Annotated in this window: 14 protein-coding genes and 3 pseudogenes; 6 read left to right on the plus strand and 11 right to left on the minus strand. The window is 33.5% G+C overall.

Going from position 1 to position 19,931, the window contains the following annotated elements; translation table 11 throughout:
- Window positions 1-43: 43 nt before the first annotated feature.
- The 7 genes from P5P87_RS09505 to P5P87_RS09535 form a co-directional block, all read right to left on the minus strand.
- Window positions 44-1,390, minus strand: coding sequence for an OmpA family protein (locus tag P5P87_RS09505; RefSeq protein WP_278022368.1), 1,347 nt, complete (start codon window positions 1,388-1,390; stop codon window positions 44-46).
- Entirely contained in the window at window positions 1,384-2,172 is a 789-nt protein-coding gene (locus tag P5P87_RS09510) for a tetratricopeptide repeat protein (protein WP_278022369.1), read from the minus strand. The genes P5P87_RS09505 and P5P87_RS09510 overlap by 7 nt, the downstream gene beginning before the upstream one ends.
- Window positions 2,173-2,182: 10 nt before the next feature.
- A complete protein-coding gene (locus P5P87_RS09515; protein WP_278022370.1) occupies window positions 2,183-3,109 on the minus strand; it encodes a PorP/SprF family type IX secretion system membrane protein in 927 nt (308 codons plus the stop codon).
- Window positions 3,110-3,139: 30 nt separating this feature from the next.
- Window positions 3,140-4,324, minus strand: a complete 1,185-nt coding sequence (locus P5P87_RS09520) for a T9SS type B sorting domain-containing protein (RefSeq protein WP_278022371.1) — start codon at window positions 4,322-4,324, stop codon at window positions 3,140-3,142.
- A 14-nt stretch (window positions 4,325-4,338) separates the two neighbouring features.
- Window positions 4,339-5,742: a hypothetical protein gene (locus P5P87_RS09525; RefSeq protein WP_278022372.1), complete on the minus strand. Its 1,404-nt coding sequence runs from the start codon at window positions 5,740-5,742 to the stop codon at window positions 4,339-4,341.
- Window positions 5,743-5,923: 181 nt separating this feature from the next.
- Window positions 5,924-6,130, minus strand: coding sequence for a PDZ domain-containing protein (locus P5P87_RS09530; protein WP_278022373.1), 207 nt, complete (start codon window positions 6,128-6,130; stop codon window positions 5,924-5,926).
- Window positions 6,105-7,250 (minus strand): pepsin/retropepsin-like aspartic protease family protein, encoded by a 1,146-nt coding sequence (locus P5P87_RS09535; RefSeq protein ID WP_278022374.1) that lies wholly within the window; start codon window positions 7,248-7,250, stop codon window positions 6,105-6,107. The genes P5P87_RS09530 and P5P87_RS09535 overlap by 26 nt, the downstream gene beginning before the upstream one ends.
- 123 nt (window positions 7,251-7,373) lie before the next feature.
- Between P5P87_RS09535 and P5P87_RS09540 the strand changes: the two genes are divergently transcribed.
- From P5P87_RS09540 to lgt, 6 genes and pseudogenes are all read left to right on the plus strand, one after another.
- Complete coding sequence (locus tag P5P87_RS09540; RefSeq protein ID WP_198856899.1) at window positions 7,374-8,570, plus strand: pyridoxal phosphate-dependent aminotransferase; 1,197 nt, start codon at window positions 7,374-7,376, stop codon at window positions 8,568-8,570.
- Between the two features lie 204 nt (window positions 8,571-8,774).
- Window positions 8,775-9,447: pseudogene (folE, locus tag P5P87_RS09545) on the plus strand (GTP cyclohydrolase I FolE).
- An 88-nt stretch (window positions 9,448-9,535) separates the two neighbouring features.
- The gene (locus P5P87_RS09550) at window positions 9,536-9,901 is read left to right on the plus strand and encodes a four helix bundle protein (RefSeq protein WP_111365246.1); all 366 of its coding nucleotides are present in this window, start codon (window positions 9,536-9,538) and stop codon (window positions 9,899-9,901) included.
- Window positions 9,902-9,964: 63 nt separating this feature from the next.
- Window positions 9,965-11,446: a cysteine--tRNA ligase gene (gene cysS / locus P5P87_RS09555; protein ID WP_278022375.1), complete on the plus strand. Its 1,482-nt coding sequence runs from the start codon at window positions 9,965-9,967 to the stop codon at window positions 11,444-11,446.
- A 91-nt stretch (window positions 11,447-11,537) separates the two neighbouring features.
- Entirely contained in the window at window positions 11,538-11,786 is a 249-nt protein-coding gene (gene yidD / locus P5P87_RS09560) for a membrane protein insertion efficiency factor YidD (RefSeq protein WP_278022376.1), read from the plus strand.
- A gap of 63 nt (window positions 11,787-11,849) precedes the next feature.
- Window positions 11,850-12,782 (plus strand): prolipoprotein diacylglyceryl transferase, encoded by a 933-nt coding sequence (gene lgt, locus P5P87_RS09565; protein WP_198856896.1) that lies wholly within the window; start codon window positions 11,850-11,852, stop codon window positions 12,780-12,782.
- Between the two features lie 52 nt (window positions 12,783-12,834).
- Here the strand turns inward: lgt and P5P87_RS09570 are convergent, their stop codons facing one another.
- The 4 genes and pseudogenes from P5P87_RS09570 to gyrB all read right to left on the minus strand — a co-directional run bounded on the left by P5P87_RS09570 (window position 12,835) and on the right by gyrB (window position 19,734).
- Entirely contained in the window at window positions 12,835-13,446 is a 612-nt protein-coding gene (locus P5P87_RS09570; RefSeq protein WP_198856895.1) for an acyloxyacyl hydrolase, read from the minus strand.
- 83 nt (window positions 13,447-13,529) lie between these two features.
- A pseudogene (secDF, locus tag P5P87_RS09575) lies at window positions 13,530-16,521 on the minus strand (protein translocase subunit SecDF).
- A 223-nt stretch (window positions 16,522-16,744) separates the two neighbouring features.
- On the minus strand, window positions 16,745-17,680 hold the full coding sequence (gene mdh, locus P5P87_RS09580) for a malate dehydrogenase (RefSeq protein ID WP_278022377.1): 936 nt from the start codon (window positions 17,678-17,680) through the stop codon (window positions 16,745-16,747).
- A gap of 111 nt (window positions 17,681-17,791) precedes the next feature.
- Window positions 17,792-19,734 (minus strand): annotated as a pseudogene (gyrB, locus tag P5P87_RS09585) (DNA topoisomerase (ATP-hydrolyzing) subunit B).
- Window positions 19,735-19,931: the final 197 nt, after the last annotated feature.

Consider the following 19,931-nt stretch of genomic DNA (forward strand, 5'->3'; position numbering starts at 1 on the left):
ATTATAAAATTAAAGAAAAAAAGGCTTTCTTCTTTCAATAATTTTATAAATTTTTAATTACAAATTCAGATCTTCTATTCAATTCGTGTTCTTCTTCTGAGCAAGATTCATCTGTTTTGCATTTTATAATTGGAACCGATTCGCCATAACCTTTTGCTACAACTCGCTTAGAATCTATGCCAGATTGTATGATAAACTCTCGCGTTGAATTGGCTCTTTTTTGAGATAAATCAGCATTGTATTTTTCATTTCCTCGTGAATCGGTATGCGATCCGATTTCGATTTTCATGTCTGGATATTTCTTCATCAATTCTACAACTCGTCCTAAAATCACTTTCGATTCTTTACGGATATACCACAAATCGTAATCAAAATAAATAGGATCTGTTTTTATGATTAAACGTTCTTTATCCTTGACAATATCTTTTTCTTTTTCTAAAATTTCTTTTACTTTTTCGTTCTTTCGAATTTCAGCGACTACAATTGCCGCTTCTTTGGCTTTTTTGTCTTTCTCTTTTAATTCAATTGTCGCCAAGGCTTCTTTTTTCTTGTTTTCTTCTTCAATAATAATTTCCTGTTTTCTCTTGTTTTCAGCAATTTGTTTTTCTTCTTTTTGAATTGCTTCTAAAGATCTTAGTGCCAAAGAACCATCATTAACTTTATCTCTTGTTTTGTCTAATGTCAATATTTTAGAAGCATTAGTATAATTTTCTTTGAAAGCACTAATTTTATACGAAGCCTCGCAAGCAACAGTAAAACTGAATTTTCCGTCAGCCGAAGTTGTAATAGTATTTAAAGTCTTATTTTCTGAATCTTGCAATAATACCGTTGCATTTTCTAAAGCCAATTGTGTATCAAGATCTGTAATGGTTCCAGCAATAAACTGTTTGCAATCTTCAACAATCAAATCTTTTATTTCTTTGAATTGGTAAATATCATCGCTTCCTTTACCTCCTTCTCTATTCGAAGCAAAAAATCCTTCTTTAGTGTTCGAATCAATATTAAATGCAAAATCATCTAAATTAGAGTTTAATGGAAGTCCGACATTTACGGGTTTTAAATACTCGTTTCCATTTATTTCAGAGACAAAAACATCTAAAGATCCATAACCTAAATGTCCGTCTGATGAAAAATAAAGCTTATTATCTGCAGAAGCAAAAGGAAACTGTTCTCTTTTGTCTGTATTAATTTCTGAACCTAAATTTTTCGGTGTATCAAATGCCCCTTTATTGATGTTAACCGAATAAATGTCAAAAGAGCCGATAGATCCTGGCATATCAGAAGCAAAATACAAGACTTTTTCATCTGGACTTAAAGCGGGATGTTCAACAGAATAATTTGGACTATTAAATGGAAGCGACGTAACATTTGTCCATTTTCCTTCTACCAATTCTGCTTTAAAAATCTGAAGATTAGAGATTTTTTTATCGTCTTTTTCTTCTTTCCGTTTTTAGAATTGTTTCGGGTAAAATACATTGTTTTGCCATCTTTTGTAAAAACAGCATTCGATTCGTGCATTCCGGTTTTTAATTCTTTAGCAAAATAATGGATAATGGAATCTGCAGAATTAATGTTTTTAAGCGGAATCGTAACCAAATTTAAATAGGTTTCATTATCCCATTTGTATCTTTTGTCAAACAAACCTGGTTTCAATTTTACTCCTGCAAAAACTAGATTGTCTTTGTATTTTACAGCTCCAAATTCAGAATTTGGCGTATTTATCGCAAGATTTTTAATTTCAAAACGTTTACCAATTGCGGTGACATTTTCTAAAGTTTTCAATTCTTTTTCAAAATTGACCATATCTTCTGCATTTGCAGATTTAGAATAATATTCCTTTAAATTGGCATTTGCATCATCGTTACTATTTGTTGCTTTTAGAGTTTGTGCATATCTAAAATAATATTCTCGGTCTAAATTATTGCTGTAATTGCCAATCAAGAGACGATAATAGCGTTGCGCTTTAATCAATTCATTGGTATAGAAATAAGAATCGGCAAGATTTTTAATGACTTCTTGAGAAGGTCTTTCGTCTGCTAATTTTTGATATAAAATAATGGCTTCGCTGTAATACGTTTTATCAAAAAAACGTTTTGCTCTGGCTAATTCCTGATCTTGTGCATTTATAAACTGTATTGAAAATACGAATACAATAACGAGTAATTTTTTCATATTTTTCATTTTAGAAGAATCTTGGAGATTTATCAAATCCTTTTCCTAACAAGTCCAAATCAAACAAAAGCATAATTTCGTGTGTTCCTGAATTAAACTGTCCGAAGTTTGTAAGTGTGTAATCATAGGCATAACCTATTCTCAGCGTTGGCGTAACATTTATATTAAATAGAGCACTTACCGAATCATCAATTCTGTATGCTGCTCCAAATTCGAATTTTTCATTGTACAAAACATTAGCAGTAACATCTAAACTAATTGGTGCACCTTTTACAAATTTTGACATAAACGCTGGTTTCAATTTCACTTTATCATTAACCTGAAAAACATAACCCGCTGTCAAAAAAGTATGTATTTCTTCTGAACCGAAAGCATTAACTCCTGACTTTTCTTCGATATATTTTGACTTTAGTAAATTCGGTGCAGACAATCCAACGTATAGATTATCTCTAAAATAATAAGCTCCAACTCCAATATTAGGTTTTGTTGCATTTATGTTTTCTGAAAAAGCTAAATCTGTTTGAGGATCTGTAAATCTGAATCCGTTAAAATTAGTTTGCATAGACGAAAATCCAGCTTTTAAACCTAACGATAATTTATTTTTTCCGCCTAATTTTAAAACATAGGCAAAGTCAGCATAAACGTTGTTTTCCTTTTTTGCACCGTCACCAATATCATCAGAAATAAATGAGATTCCTGCTTCTATTTTGTCATTAATTGCGGTATGTCCAAAAAATGTAAATGTTTTAGGCGCACCGTAAGCGCCAACCCACTGCGTTCTGTATAATCCGCCAAAATTCATCATGGCGGGAACTCCAGTTGCATAAGCAGGATTTACAACGCTCATATTATACATATAATGCGTATACTCAGGATCTTGCTGGGCAGAAATGGATAAACAGAAAAGGAAATTTATAAGGAGTATTATTTTTTTCATTTGAAAATTATATTAAAAATATAAAAGAGATTATCGATTTAAGTAAAGACGGCCTTGTTGTGGCGGTTTATTGTCTTTATTAAAATGCGACACATAAAAATAAACTCCATTGGGTGCAACGCCTCCAGCGATACCGCTTTTCTCGTAATTCTTGCCATCCCAAGCTGGTTTACTATTATCTCCTTTATACATTCCGTTGCCGTACCTGTTATAAATTTCAAGTGTATAGTTTGGATATAAAAATTCAATATCTTTTATCACAAATGAATCGTTTACACCGTCTCCGTTTGGAGAAAATCCGTCAGGAACAAAGAAATCGTACTGAGCAACTTCACAATCTCGTAAAGAGACTTTCACTTCTTTATAATTTTCAGATAGACATCTTGTTGTTTCATTTAAATCGTATCCGTAATAAATTGCATTGTGCACCAATAATGTGGTTGAAGGCAATAAATTTCCGTCTACAGAATCATACCAAGCTACCGTTGACGGAACATTTGTCTTACTGGATAAATCGCTTATTTTCGGATTTGCTAAACCGCAAAAATCTGCCGTTTCGTTCATTTCTGGTGCTGGCGTATCATTTATCACTACCGAAACTTTTGCGGGTTCTGAAATACAACCTTCAGCAGAGGTTTCTGTAACGTAATAATCTTCTGTTTTTAAAACATAATCAACGGCGAGTGGCGTTGTTGCTGTTGCAGAATTATACCATTTGTACTGAGTTCCTTTTGGTTCTAAATTGGCAATTACCGCCTCGTCTACTTTACAAAAGTTCTGATCTAAAACAGTTGGTGCAGGCGGAATCGGATTTATAATGAAATCGTCTGTAATGTTGATTAAATCGACATCACAATTTGTAACCGTATTAGTTAAATTCAATAATGTAATTTTTGTTGAACCTGTATTTAAAAGCAATTCGGCAGGAATTACAAAATCTAACTTACCATTTTGCACTGTATTACTAATAGTCTGTATTCCCGAAATATTACTTTCTGACAATTGATAAGAAATACTAACATTGGTTAAAGTTTCCAACCCAGAAATTTCAACAGTAACAGGTGCATTCAAGCAATAATCTTTAACTGCCGCAATTACAGTTAATGCATTTGGCAACGGATTTACATATAGATTTCCTGCAACATTTGCTGTATTGGTACATTGTGGTGAAGGATTTGTAATATTGGTTATATTATAAATTGTAATTACCGACAATCCGCTTCTTTTACTCAGGTTTCCCGAATTGTAAAAGATGCTTTTCCGCCAACAGATTGTATTTCTGCTGTTTCGCCCATAGCTAGATTATCTCCATTTATATTGTAAGAAATACGATAAGTACCATCAAGCAATTGAGGTGCAATAATATCAATTGTCGCTATATCATTTTGGCAAACAGGAAGCGCTGTTAGCGTAGCATTAGTTAAAAGCGGTAACGGATAAATTGTTAAAACACTCGAAAACGGATTGAAAATGTCTACGCATTTTCTTCTACTTGTTGTAGACACTATACCTGTAACCGTTATCGTATACTCACCTACTTCTTTAAAATAAGATGATTGTATTGGAAAATTAAATTCTCCATTCACAAAATCCCCTCTTACATTATCAGATGCTGATACTCCTGGCCCAACAATAGTAAAGCTTACATCATATTTCCCATTAGGAATATTATCTTGCCCTTGGGTAATTTTTGCCGAATAAGTCGCTGTCGCAATTTCAGATTCGCAAATATCTTTGCTTACTTCAATTTTAGATCCTGTAAAATCAAGTCTTTTTTCGAGAGTTATATTTACAGTAGCACTTTTATTAGCACATATATTACTATTAGGAAGCGCCAAAACAGTGTAGGTATAAGGGTATACGCCAGGTCCATTTGCATCAAACAATTCTTGAAGATTAATGTTATGATCTGTAGCAGAAGTCAATCCCATACCTGTCCAAGTACCTCCTTTATCCCCTTCACCTATCCGGTCAAATAAATCTAAATCGGTGTAGGCCGCCAAATCTGTAGTCCCGCATAATTCCAAATCTTGTGGTTCTCCAATTTTAGGAGCTATAAAAATAGTCACCTGCACATTGGTTGACTTTGTATCAGGAGAACACGCCAGCACTGCCGGTACAGTATATATAAAGTTAAGCGTAGTTTTGGTTGTATATTGTCCAATTGGTATTGTACGCGGTACAGGCTGCCCTTTATCGGTAGTAAAACTTCCGTTTACATGTGGCCCCATAACCTTACTGTCAAAAGCTGTAAAAAGATTAAAAAAATTATTTTCGTTACAAACTGTTGCTTCAGATCCCACGCCCACGTATGCGCCTATGGTAATCGTGACTACAGCTTTGTTATTTGTACACCCCGAAGTCGCTGGAGCTGTATAGGTATAGTGATATTCTCCTCCGCTAAGGATAAATTGAGCATTTAAAATACCAGTAGAAGGATCTAAACCTTGTAGATTATTATCATCTGTCCATGTTCCACCTGGAATTGGAGAACCTCCTAACAAAGAAAATAAATTTACTGATTGATAAATGGGATTAGTGACATCGCAAATTAATTCATTTACATTGTCAGTACCAGCACATTGTGCCGTTAGTTTTGAAGGAATTAAGGAAAAAAATAAAAAACAATACAAAATGTAGGTAGTTAATGTAGTTTTTTGCCATAGATTAATTTTTTGTTAAACATAAGAAATTATCTAACTAAAAAGCTAATTTTTAGTAAACTTATTTTCACAAAAAAAAGGCACACCTACATTACAATAGCTTAAAATGGGGTTTTTAAAGAAATCAACCCAAAATTAAAATTCTACTTTTTTACAACTCATCTTCTAATTTAAACCTAAATTTAAGCACCAAACTATTTCGTTCTACCTCAAGATTAATCCATACATCATCTTCAGATTTCAAAAGATTATTTATTTGTTGAAGAGTGTATTTATATGGCTGATTTTTATTGATACTAACTATAATATCACCTTTTCGTAATCCACATTTTTCAGCAACGAGAATTCTCACGCACATTTACTATTTCGTAAACTGGCTTAAGAGCAAATTTATACTTGAAGTTATTTTCGTTTTTGTCTTTTTCTTGCAATTCATCCATTGTAGAAGCAACTCTTACAGTCTCTAAATGTACTGTTTCTTGCACCCATTGAAGTCCGTTGTGCTGAATCGTAATTCCGCTCTTATTATAAGTAAAAGGTTCTCCAAATTTGCTGTTTCTTTTTAAGTACAGTTTTTTTTCTTTATAATCTAAAACTAAGGTAAATCGTTTCAAAACTTCTCCACCAACAGAACCGATACGTCCTGGAACCATCTTAACGTTACGAATTGATGCAGAATCAGGAAAAGAGACAATAGGTTTTTTAAAATCAAATTCGTCTATAGAGAATTTATCAATTTTAGCGCGATGTCCTTCAATGTCACCGCTAAAACCTTTTCCTAAAAAATCAGGAAAGTTTTTGTTCGGGAGTTTTATTTTATCATTTTCAAAAATCCAGAAAGCATCACTATTTCCAATATCAATTAAAAGCTTTGCCGGAATTTCTTGATCATTAACTGTAGCTTTTGTAATTATATAAGGTTTTGACTTTTCAACCGTTATCGGAACCATTTTAAACTGTTTATCAAGTTTTCCCTGATATCTATCGCTCTTAGCATGAACTATTATTTTCTTTTTCTGGTAATTAATTTCAACAAGATTGTTTCTAAAGAATTTATGACCGATAATTCCATTAACAGGAATTCCAATATGAGAAGACAAATTAAAACTTTGATCTAGGATAATAAAAACCATATGGTCACTTGATTTCAGACCATGCGTTTCTAGAATATTCTTTGTCGATTTCAAGCCTTCTATCTCTTCTTCGCTTCCTAATCCACGGAGTTTGATTTTCTCAACATTGTTAAAACTAACTTCTTGTTTATCTTCCATACTAAACAAAAGTGTTTCTTCAACACCAGAATCAAGAAGAAAATTCAACTCTACTCCATTCACTTTTATAGGAATAAAAACGAGGTTATTAATCAATTTAAAAGGGATCGTAGCCTTTGTTGCATTGTTTTCCAATATGAAATCGCCTTGTCCAAAAAGCAAAAAAGGTAAGAATAACCCAAAAAACAATACTATATATTTTTTCATTGACAATATTTTATTATAAAATTAGTAAATATATTTATTATTGTTACATTTTTGGAAGTACCCTTATTGTTTACGTTAAATTCGAAAAAAATATGCAAATTTGCACTTCAATAATTTATACTCATGCCGACAATTTCACTCAAGGGAAGAAACATGCCCGAATCTCCGATACGCAAGCTGGCTCCTTTTGCTGATTTAGCAAAGAAAAAGGGACACAAGGTGTATCACTTAAACATTGGTCAACCGGATATCAAGACACCGGAAGTGGCCATCGAGGCGGTAAAAAATATTGATTTGAGTATTATAGAATACAGTCCGTCTGCCGGATATGAAAGCTATAGAAAAAAATTAGCTCATTTTTACCAGCGCCAAAATGTAAACGTTAACACAGAAGACATCATTGTAACAACTGGTGGCTCTGAAGCCTTACTTTTTGCACTGGCCACAATTACAGATCCAGGAGATGAAATCATTATCCCGGAACCTTTTTATGCTAATTATCATGCCTTTGCTTCTTCTACAAGTGCAACTGTAGTGCCTCTAGTTTCTACTATCGAAACTGGATTTGCTTTGCCAAGTATTGATGAAGTAGAAAAATTAATAACACCAAAAACAAAAGCCATTCTGATTTGCAACCCTGGAAATCCGACTGGATATTTATATTCTGAAACAGAAATTAAACAGCTTGCCAGCTTAATTAAAAAACATGATTTATACTTAATCGCTGATGAAGTATATCGTGAATTTTTATATGATGGCGACGATGTGCACTTTTCTGTAATGAATCTTGAAGATGTACAGCAAAACGTAATCATGGTCGATTCTGTTTCTAAACGTTACAGTATGTGCGGAGCAAGAATTGGATGCTTGGTAACTAAAAACAAAGATGTTTTGGCAACAGTAATGAAGTTTGCTCAAGCACGTTTAAGTCCGCCAACTATTGAACAGATTGCGTGTGAAGCCGCAATTGACACACCTCAAAGTTATTTTGACGAAGTAATCGGCGAATACAAAGAACGCCGTAACACTTTAATCGCTGAATTAAATAAAATTGATGGTGTTATTGTAACTAAACCAAAAGGTGCCTTTTATTGCATTGCAGAGCTTCCTATAAAAGATTCAGACGATTTTGCACAATGGTTACTTGAAAGTTATAACTTAAATGGCGAAACAGTAATGATTGCTCCTGCTAAAGGTTTTTATTCGACACCTGGAATGGGACTAAATCAAGTTCGTATTGCCTATGTTTTAAACAAAAAAGATTTGATTACAGCCGTAAACATTTTAAAGGAGGCTTTACTAGTTTACAACAACAGATAATCAATTCATTATAATACAATTTAAAAAGACAATAACGTTTTTCGTTGTTGTCTTTTTTATTTTTAATAATAGTATTTATCTTCAAATTTTAAATTATATCCAAAAAGCGACAATTAAATCCTAAAAACCATAGAATAGGTTTCCTATTTATTAATTATCTTTACCGCCTTAAAAAGATATACCACATTATAATAGTAGTTCTTAATGATAAATAACGAAGATTTTTTAGACGAAATAGGTGACAGTCACTTCAGCAGTAATGCAAAAAACCCTTTAAGAGAGGATGCTTTTGACATCACTGATGAAGAAAAAATAGAAAAAATTAAAAAAGATGTCGAAAGCATTCTACAAACATTAGGAATGGATTTGACAGATGACAGCATTAAAGGAACTCCAAACCGAGTTGCAAAAATGTTTGTAAAAGAAATTTTTGGTGGTCTTAACCCAGCAAAACAGCCGAAAGCTTCTACTTTTGACAATAATTACAAATATGGCGAAATGCTTGTAGAAAAAAACATTACAGTTTATTCTACTTGCGAGCATCACTTACTGCCAATTATCGGGCGTGCTCATGTTGCTTATATCTCAAGCGGACGCGTGATTGGTTTATCAAAAATGAACCGTATTGTTGAGTATTATGCAAAAAGACCTCAAGTACAAGAGCGTCTAACTATGCAGATTGTTCAAGAACTTCAAAAAGCTTTAGGAACAGAAGATGTTGCCTGTGTGATTGATGCAAAACACCTTTGCGTAAACTCTCGCGGAATTAAAGATATCGAAAGCAAGCACAGTAACTTCTGAGTTTGGTGGAAAATTCAAAGATCCTCAAACGAAAAGAGAATTCTTAGATTATATCAAACTAGACACTCAATTCTAAATATTTGGGTTAATCGTTTATTTGTTTAATCGTTTAATCGAAAAAAACAGTTGAACAAATAAACGGTTAAACGATTAAACAAATAAACATGTACATTTTTTCTTTTGAGAAACTTGAAGTGTGGCAAAATGCAAGAATGTTCATTTTGGATATTTATAAATTGACTAGTAAATTTCCATCAAATGAATTATTCGGAATAACATCTCAAATAAAAAGAAGCGCATCTTCGATTGCAACAAATATTGCTGAAGGAACTTCAAGAAATACAAGTAAGGACAAAGCTCATTTTTTAACGATTTCTTACTCATCTGCAATGGAAACTTTAAATCATTTAATCATTTCAAAAGATTTAAATTATGTTTCAGAAACAGATTATGTAGCATCAAGAGAAAAAATTGAAAAAATTTGTAATCAAATAAATAATCTAAAAAAATATTATCTTTCACAACAATAAATCCGATAATCCGAATTAAACAAAATTAACGGTTAAACGATTAAACGATTAAACAAAAATACTATGCCACTATATAGCAGTCAACCTCTAAAAATATACAATTCACTTTCGGGTGAAAAAGAAGATTTCAAACCAATCCATGAAGGAAACGTTGGAATGTATGTTTGTGGACCTACCGTATATAGTAATGTCCATTTAGGAAACGTGAGAACTTTTATGTCTTTTGATGTAATTTTTAGATATTTTCTTCATTTGGATTATAAAGTTCGTTATGTTCGAAATATCACCGATGTTGGACATATCGTAGACGATGTGGATGAAGGTGAAGATAAAATTGCCAAAAAAGCGCGTTTAGAACAATTAGAACCAATGGAAGTAGTACAACGCTACACTGTTGACTTTCACAACATTCTAAAAGCTTTCAATTTTTTACCTCCAAGCATCGAGCCTACAGCAACAGGACACATTATTGAGCAAATTGAAATTATTAAAAAAATAATCGATAAAGGCATTGCATATGTTGCTAATGGTTCAGTATATTTTGATGTTGTAAAATATAACGAAACCAATAATTACGGTATCTTAAGCGGTAGAAATATCGATGATATGTTAGCTAACACCCGTGATCTTGATGGACAGTCGGACAAGAGAAATCCTCAGGATTTTGCCTTATGGAAAAAAGCAGAACCAGAACATATCATGAGATGGCCTTCTCCTTGGAGCGATGGTTTCCCAGGATGGCATTTGGAATGTACTGCAATGAGCACCAAATATCTTGGAAATCATTTTGACATTCACGGAGGTGGAATGGATTTAAAATTCCCGCACCACGAATGTGAAATTGCCCAAAATGAAGCTTGCACAGGTCAGGCACCAGTAAATTACTGGATGCACGCCAACATGCTTACCCTAAACGGAAAGAAAATGGCAAAATCGACTGGAAATAATATTCTTCCAGGCGAGATTCTTAGCGGAGATAATAATATCTTGAGCAAACCTTTTTCTGCTTCTGTAACTCGTTTTTTCATGCTTCAAGCACATTATAGAAGTATTTTAGACTTTTCTGATGATGCTATTGTTGCGACCGAAAAAGGATACAAAAGATTAATGGAAGCACTTGATGCTTTGCCAAATATTACGGCAGGAAATTCTAGCTCTATAGATTTTGCGGCTTGGAAACAGCTTTGCTACGATGCCATGAACGACGATTTCAATACGCCAATTCTAATTGCACAATTGTTTGAAGCGGTTCGCTATATCAACTTATTAAAAGATGGCAAAGAAACTATTTCTGCGAATGATTTAGCTGATTTTAAAACAGCAGTAAATGCTTTTGTATATGATGTTTTAGGTCTTAACGACGACAAGGCTGCAGATGGCGATAGCGACAAACTAGATGGCGTAGTAAACATGCTTATCGAAATGAGAAATCAGGCAAGAGCAGATAAAAACTTTGCACTTTCTGACCAGATTCGCGATCAGTTAATCGCTTTAGGAATTCAGCTTAAAGACGGAAAAGAAGGAACTACGTTTAGCATACAATAAAAAAAGTGATCAGTGTTCAGTTTTTTAGTATTCAGTTTCAAACTTTATACTGACTGAACACTGAATACTAAACTAACTGATACAAAAAAATATGTTTTCAAAAATTTTAATATATCCGTTTGTATTGTTAGTCCGTTTTTATCAGACTGCTATTTCGCCGTTTACGCCAGCTGCCTGCAGATTTGAGCCGACTTGTTCGACTTACATGATTCAAGCGCCGCAAATTCACGGATTGTTCTATGGCGGTTTTTTAGGCATTAAACGCATCTTAAGCTGTCACCCTTGGGGAAGAAGCGGTTACGATCCTGTTCCTGAAAAAAAATGCAATCACAAACATTAACCTTTTAGAAAGCGGCACTTTACATTAAATATTTATTTTTACAGCTATATAAAACATTTATACATGACACACGCCTTAAATTTAGTTTGGAATCCTTCTGAGGGAATCAACTTAGGATTTTTTATGATTCGCTATTACAGCTTAATGTTTGTAATTGCTTTTGGTTTAGGATGGTTCCTAATGAAAAAGATTTTCGAAAGAGAAAACGAATCGATTGAAAAACTAGATTCTTTATTTGTTTGGACAGTTCTTGCAACTTTAATTGGAGCGCGTTTAGGTCATGTCTTCTTTTACGATTGGGAATATTTTAGAAATCACATTTTAGAAATTTTCCTTCCGTTTAAATTCGAACCTGAATTTCAATTTACAGGTTTCCAAGGATTAGCAAGTCATGGGGCTGCAATTGCGATTATTATTGCAATGTATTACTACAGCAAAAAAATACTAAAACGTTCTTTACTATGGATCTTAGACCGCGTTGTAATACCTGTTGCAAGTGGCGCTATTTTTGTACGTTTAGGAAATTTCTTTAATTCTGAAATTATAGGTCACGAAACTTCATCTGCTTTTGGAATCCGTTTTCTTCACGATACATTTAGCAAAGCCGAAGCAGTACAAAAAACAGGTATTGCCGATCCCAAAGAAGCTTACAATGCAATTGCAACAGATCCAAAATTTGCAACATTATTAGCAGAAGTTCCTTCAAGACATCCTACACAATTATATGAAGCATTCTGTTATGTTTTTGTATTTGCTATTTTATTCTTTTTATACTGGAGAACAAATGCAAGACTTAAATCTGGTCTTTTATTCGGATTATTTTTAGTGCTTTTATTTGTTGTTCGTTTCGTTGTCGAATTTGTAAAAGAAAGCCAAGGCGGTTTCGAAAGCGAATTAGGCTTATTCTCAACAGGACAATGGTTAAGTATACCTTTTATCATTATAGGGCTTTTCTTTATCATTAGAGCGCAAAGAAATCCTTTAGCAGAGTCATAAATTTTCAATATAAATAAAGAATGCCTAATATCACGTATTGGGCATTTTCTTTTTATAGCTGACAGGAAATACCAAATTCGATATTCTTTGTATTATATCCTGCATTACTGCTTCCTAATCCAGCATTAGAAACATGTCTTACACTAGGACGAATATCAAACTTAAATTTATCATAGCTTGCGGCAAAACCAACTGCTAAAACATCAGCAAAAGCAAAACCTTTAGACATTCGCTCGGTTTCTGTATCTGTAATCATCGGACCAATACTTCCCAAAACATAAAACGAACATGTTTTACCAATAGGTTTACGCACTAGAAAACCACAATTAAGCACATATTCGCGAATATCTTTTAATCGTGTAAATTCGTCTCTTTTTTGCTGATAATTGGGCGTATCAGGTTTAACAAAATAAAAGTTCAATAGTTGATGTTCAGCAAAATTAATCTCAGGCTGAACTAAAATCTGATATTGAAAGTGCTTTGTTTCTTTTAATCTATAATATAGCTGAACTTTGTAAAATTGATTGGTAAACATGTAGTTTCTATTACTGAATTCACTTCCAAAACCATAATTAAAACCTAAGGAAAAATTTGATTCACCTTTCTGTGCGTTCATTTCTACAGCCATAAGAAACAATAAGACTAAAAGTAATTTTCTTGTCATAAATCATTCTAAAATTCTTTTAAATATAGCACAAAAAAAAGATCCAGCTTTCACTGGATCTTTTCATATAACTAGAGCAATAATTATGCTTTATTGTGTTTGTCTTCGATTGTGTGTTTCTCATCACTAGAAATCGTATCAACCAATACTGGCGTAGCGATAAATAATGAAGAGTAAGTACCCACAATAATACCGATTAACATTGCGAAGATAAATCCTCTGATAGACTCTCCACCGAAGATAAACATCGTTAATAATACGATAATCATCATTAATGAAGTATTCAATGTTCTAGATAATGTAGTATTAATAGAAGCGTTTACGATATCTTCGAAACTTCCTTTACGGTTTCCGATGATAAACTCTCTCACCCTGTCAAATACGATTACAGTATCGTTCATAGAGTAACCAATTACTGTTAAGATCGCAGCGATAAAGTGCTGATCCATTTCCATGTGGAATGGCATGAATTTGTAACATAATGAATAAATTCCTAATACAAAGATTACGTCGTGAGCAACAGCTGCAATCGCACCTAAAGAATATTGCCATTTACGGAAAGATACCATTAAGTATAAGAAAATAACTGCCATTGCACCAAGAACCGCCCAGTAAGAGTTAGTTTTAATATCCTCTGAGATAGAAGCACCAACTTTAGAAGCTTGTAAAACACCAACTTTCTTACCATCAAATGAGTTGATGAATTTATCGTAAGATGTATTTGGGAAGTATTTCTGTAATCCAGCATATAATTTCTGATTTACTTCTTCATCAATAGCTACTCCATCTTCTTTAATTTTGTATTTAGTTGTGATTTTCAATTGATCATCATCACCTAAAATTTTAGCTTCAACAGGAGTACCGAAAGCAGCAGATAATTCATCTGAAACTGCAGTTGCATCAACTGGTTTTTCGAATTTAACTTGGAAAGTTCTTCCTCCAACAAAATCAACACCTTCATCTAATCCGTTAACGAAGAAGATAGAAACTAAACTTACTACTGTTACAATAGAAGAGAAGATATAAGTGAATTTCTTAACTTTAATAAAGTCAAAGTGGAAGTTCGTAAACCAGTTTTTAGTAATATTTGTGCAGAAAGTTAAATCAGCTTTTCCAGCAATATTTCTGTCAATAAAGATTCTAGCAATAAAGATAGAAGTAAACAATGAAGTTACGATACCAATTAATAATGTTAAAGCGAAACCTTTAATAGGACCTGTTCCGAAAATAAATAAGATCGCTCCAGTTAAAACGTGAGTAACGTTTGCGTCAATAATAGAACGCATTGCACCGTGCCATCCGTAAGAAGCTTGAACTGCTTCAGAAAGAGATTTTCCTTCACGTAATTCCTCTTTTGCTCTTTCGTAGATAATAATATTAGCATCTACCGCTGTACCCAATGTTAATACGATACCTGCAATACCTGGCAATGTTAATACAAAACCAAAACTTGCCATAATTCCGAATAAGAATAGTAAGTTTAATAATAAAGCAAGGTTTGCATACCAACCAGCTTTACCGTAATAGAATACCATCCAAACACAAACTAATAAGAAACCTAATACAGAAGAAATTGTACCTGCATCAATAGCCGCTTGTCCTAAAGATGGACCAACAACCGTTGACTGAATAATATCTGCAGAAGCTGGTAATTTACCTGCATTTAATACGTTAGCTAAATCTTTAGTTTCAGCTACATCAAATGAACCTGTAATCTCAGATCTTCCTCCAGCAATAGGACCGCTTGTTACACCTGGAGCAGAATATACGATATCATCTAATACAATAGCAATGTAACTTTTTTGAGCAAATGCTCTTCCTGTCAATTCTTCCCAAACTTTAGCACCTTGGCTGTTCATTTGCATAGAAACTGCTGGTTTACCCATTTGGTCAAAAGTATCTTTTGCATCAGTTACAACACCTCCGCTCATTGCTGGAGTATTGTCTCTGTTTCCTTTTAAAGCGTATAATTCTACAACTTCAACATCAGCTGCGCTTTTTACATCTTTAGCTTTTGGATCTTTTATAGTTGTTGGCTTACTCCATACAAATTTTGCATAGTGTTGGTCAGCAGCCAATAATACTCTAATTTCTGGTCTTTTGAAATAATCATTGATAGCAGACTGTATCTTTAGGAGCAAAATAACCTAAAACTGGCCCACCACCATTACTAACTATTTTATCAAATAAAGGATTGTTTCCTTTTTTAACATCTGAAGAATCTTTAGCATCTGTTAATAATGCATTTAATGAATCTTTAGCAACTGTTTTAGTTTCAGTTTTCTTAACTTCAGTTTTCTTTAAAGCTTCGTTAGCTGATACTAAGAAATTACCGATTTCTTCAATTTTATAAGTTTCCCAAAACTCTAATTGAGCTTTTCCACCTAATAATTTTTTAATTCTATCAACATCCTTAGCACCTGGAAGCTCTACTAAGATTCTTCCTGTTTCTCCTAATTTCTGGATGTTTGGCTGTGTAACACCAAATTTGTCAATACGCTCTCTTAATACTTTAAAAGCACTTTCTACAGACTCATCAACTTTTCTTTTGATAACTTTTTGAACCTGCGCGTCAGACATTTGAAAATCTACACCACCATCACCTTGAAGGCTTCTGTTAGCGAAAATATCTGGAGACGCTAATTTCACAGATCCTTTTGAATTTGCTTCAAAAGCTTCAAAAAACTTATTTAAATACGTTTTGTTTCCTTCTAAATTTGCAGATGCATCAGCTAATGATTTATTAAAAACTGGATTTTTAGAATTATTAGCCAAACCTTTTAATACATCTTTAATAGAAATTTGAAGAATTACGTTGATTCCCCCTTCTAAGTCAAGACCTTTATTAAGTTGTTTGTTTTTCACTTCATTGTAAGTGAAATCAGTAAAACCAAGATTTAATACTTTTTCTTTACCAATAGAATCTAAATATTTCAGCTCCTTATCAGGATTATCTCCTGCAAAAGCTTTGGCTTCACTTTTGACACCATTTGCCACAAAAGTGAATGATAGTTGGTAAATACTTACCAATGCAAATAGAATTGCGAAAAATTTAATAAGTCCTTTATTCTGCATTATTACTAAAAATTAATTATGTTTTATTTTTGTTTTTGTTTTAAAGTCCCATAAAATAAGCCCTGACATGATTTTTTAAAACAAAAATACGAGATCACGAATTACCAATTTTTTTTAAACCGAGCAAATATATAATTAACGAAAATATTAACCAATTTATTTATTAATTAATCTCAAAAAAAAGCCGCAAAAGTGCGACTTCTTTTCTTTTTTGCCGTTTTTATTATACTAAAATCGTTTTTAGGGCATCATTCATACTACGAACTGCATCTGCACTTTTCGCAAATAAAGCCTTTTCCTGATCGTTTAAGTTTATATCTAGAATTTCTTCTACACCGTTTTTACCAATTATACAAGGCACTCCTATACAGATATCATTTTGACCATATTCTCCTTCTACAAAAACAGAACATGCAATCATTTTTTTCTGATCGTTCAAAATACTATCAACTAAATATGCCACAGAAGCTCCTGGCGCGTACCAAGCAGAAGTCCCTAGAAGACCTGTAAGCGTCGCTCCTCCTACCATTGTATCTGCGGCAACTTTTTGCAATACTTCTTCTGAAAGAAACTGCGATACCGGAATACCGTTATAAGAAGCTAAACGTGTTAACGGAATCATAGTAGTATCTCCATGACCCCCAATTACCATTGCCGAAATATCATTTGCTGGTTTGTCTAAAGCTAATGACAGGTACGTTCTAAAACGAGAACTATCTAAAGCTCCACCCATACCTATAATTCTGTTTTTTGGAAGACCTGTAGCTTTTAAAGCTAAATAGGTCATAGTATCCATTGGGTTGGAAACTACGACAATAATCGTATCTGGAGAATACTTCAATACATTCTCAGCAACTGTTTTCACAATTCCTGCATTGATGCCGATTAATTCTTCTCTTGTCATTCCTGGCTTTCTCGGAATTCCTGATGTAATTACAACCACATCACTTCCTGCAGTTTTAGAATAATCGTTGGTAACGCCAGATACTTTAGTATTAAAACCAGTATTTGTCGCACATTGTGTAATATCCAATGCTTTACCTTCGGCAAAACCTTCTTTAATATCCAACAATACTACTTCGCTAGCAATTCCTCTATAAGAAATAACATCTGCACATGTAGCTCCAACATTTCCTGCTCCTACAATGGTAACTTTCATATTTTTTACTTTATCGGTTATTAATTTTGTCTATTCTTTAAAAAAGACAATTCGTTTAATTGTCTAGTAAATTTAAACAATTAAACGAATTGAAATTATTAATTTTTCATTTTATGCATCAATATTTGCATAAACTGCATTTTTCTCGATAAACTCTCTACGAGGCGGCACTTCATCCCCCATTAACATAGAGAAAACTTGATCAGCTTCAGCAAGACTATCAATATTTACTTGACGTAAAGTTCTGAAATTCGGATCCATTGTAGTTTCCCATAATTGCTCCGCGTTCATCTCTCCAAGACCTTTATAACGTTGAATATTAGCACTTCCTCCCATTCTTTCGTTGGCTTGATCACGCTGAACATCATTCCAAGCATATTCTTTCTTGTTTCCTTTTTTAACTAAGTATAAAGGCGGTGCTTGCAATATAAACGTGACCTTCTTCAATAAGTTCTTTCATGAAACGGAAGAAGAACGTTAATATTAAGGTAGAAATGTGGCTACCATCGACATCGGCATCACACATGATGATTACTTTATGATATCTAAGTTTTTCTAAATTTAACGCTTTACTATCTTCTGCAGTTCCAACTGTTACTCCAAGAGCAGTAAAGATATTTCTAATCTCTTCGTTTTCGAATACTTTATGGTGCATCGCTTTTTCAACGTTCAAGATTTTACCACGTAATGGCAGAATCGCCTGAAAGTTACGATCACGTCCTTGTTTTGCTGTTCCACCAGCCGAATCTCCCTCGACAAGGTAAACCTCACATCTTGCTGGATCTTGTTCAGAGCAATCAGATAACTTACCTGGCAATCCTCCACCGCCCATAACGGTTTTACGCTGTACCATTTCACGCGCTTTTTTCGCCGCGTGACGTGCCTGAGCTCGCTAGGATTACTTTTTGGATAATTAATTTCGCATCATTTGGATTTTCTTCCAAATAATTTTCTAGCATTTCTCCAACAGCTTGAGAAACTGGAGAAACTACCTCTCTATTTCCAAGTTTAGTTTTTGTCTGACCTTCGAACTGAGGTTCAGCTACTTTTACCGAAATAATCGCTGTTAATCCTTCACGGAAGTCATCTCCAGCAATTTCGAATTTTAATTTATCTAATAAACCAGAAGCGTCAGCATATTTTTTAAGCGTTCTTGTTAAACCACTTCTAAAACCTTGTAAGTGCGTTCCTCCTTCGTGCGTATTGATATTATTTACGTAAGAGAAAATGTTCTCTGTATAACTTGTATTGTAGATTAAGGCAACCTCAACTGGGATTTCACCTTTATCATTATCCATACTGATAACATGAGAAACAATTGGCTCACGGTTACCATCTAAGTAACGAATGTATTCTTTAAGACCTTCCTGAGAATGAAAAACTTCACTTCTGAATTCTCCTTTTTCATCTACTTCTCTCTTATCTGTAAACGTGATTGTAATTCCTTTATTCAAGAAAGAAAGTTCACGCATACGCGCTGAAAGCGTATCATATGAAAACTCAGTAGTCTGAGTAAAGATTGTATCATCTGGATAAAAAGTCTGGCGCGTACCTCTTTTATCTGTTTCTCCAATTTGTTTTACTGGATATAATGATTTTCCTCTTTCATACTCTTGCTCATAGATTTTTCCTTCTCTAAAAACAGTCGATTTCATATGAACCGAAAGTGCATTTACTACAGAAACCCCAACACCGTGAAGTCCTCCAGAAACTTTATAAGAGTCTTTATCAAATTTACCTCCGGCACCAATTTTAGTCATTACAACCTCAAGTGCAGAAACTCCTTCTTTTTTATGTAAATCAACAGGAATACCACGACCGTTATCTTCAACTGTTACCGAACCATCTTCGTTTATTGCGACACTAATAGTATCACAATGTCCTCCCATCGCCTCATCAATAGAGTTATCAACAACCTCGTAAACCAAATGGTGTAGTCCTCGAACCCCTACATCACCAATATACATCGACGGACGCATTCTTACGTGCTCCATCCCTTCTAATGCCTGAATACTATCTGCTGAATAATTGTTCTTCTTGATTTCTTCGCTCATATAATTTATTCTAAAAAATGTAATTAATGTCTAACACGCAAATATATAAAAACGCGAGCTATATACCCAGTAAATTACGACTTAAAGCACTTAAGTTATCAACACAATTGTCTGAAAAACTAAAAAATAAACCCAAAAATGAATTTAAATTCATTTTTTTTGAAAATTCCAAAATTTTAAATACCAAATTCCAATTT

Origin of the sequence: Flavobacterium ginsengisoli, assembly GCF_029625315.1 — a bacterium.
Lineage (GTDB): Bacteria > Bacteroidota > Bacteroidia > Flavobacteriales > Flavobacteriaceae > Flavobacterium > Flavobacterium ginsengisoli.

Excerpts from the sequence above, each read along its gene's own strand:
- P5P87_RS09510 (WP_278022369.1), bottom strand. The coding sequence starts at position 2,172 with ATGAAAAAATTACTCGTTATTGTATTCGTATTTTCAATACAGTTTATA.
- P5P87_RS09515 (WP_278022370.1), bottom strand. The coding sequence starts at position 3,109 with ATGAAAAAAATAATACTCCTTATAAATTTCCTTTTCTGTTTATCCATT.
- P5P87_RS09530 (WP_278022373.1), bottom strand. The coding sequence starts at position 6,130 with ATGTGCGTGAGAATTCTCGTTGCTGAAAAATGTGGATTACGAAAAGGT.
- P5P87_RS09535 (WP_278022374.1), bottom strand. The coding sequence starts at position 7,250 with ATGAAAAAATATATAGTATTGTTTTTTGGGTTATTCTTACCTTTTTTG.
- P5P87_RS09540 (WP_198856899.1), top strand. The coding sequence starts at position 7,374 with ATGCCGACAATTTCACTCAAGGGAAGAAACATGCCCGAATCTCCGATA.
- P5P87_RS09550 (WP_111365246.1), top strand. The coding sequence starts at position 9,536 with ATGTACATTTTTTCTTTTGAGAAACTTGAAGTGTGGCAAAATGCAAGA.
- cysS (WP_278022375.1), top strand. The coding sequence starts at position 9,965 with ATGCCACTATATAGCAGTCAACCTCTAAAAATATACAATTCACTTTCG.
- yidD (WP_278022376.1), top strand. The coding sequence starts at position 11,538 with ATGTTTTCAAAAATTTTAATATATCCGTTTGTATTGTTAGTCCGTTTT.
- lgt (WP_198856896.1), top strand. The coding sequence starts at position 11,850 with ATGACACACGCCTTAAATTTAGTTTGGAATCCTTCTGAGGGAATCAAC.
- P5P87_RS09570 (WP_198856895.1), bottom strand. The coding sequence starts at position 13,446 with ATGACAAGAAAATTACTTTTAGTCTTATTGTTTCTTATGGCTGTAGAA.
- mdh (WP_278022377.1), bottom strand. The coding sequence starts at position 17,680 with ATGAAAGTTACCATTGTAGGAGCAGGAAATGTTGGAGCTACATGTGCA.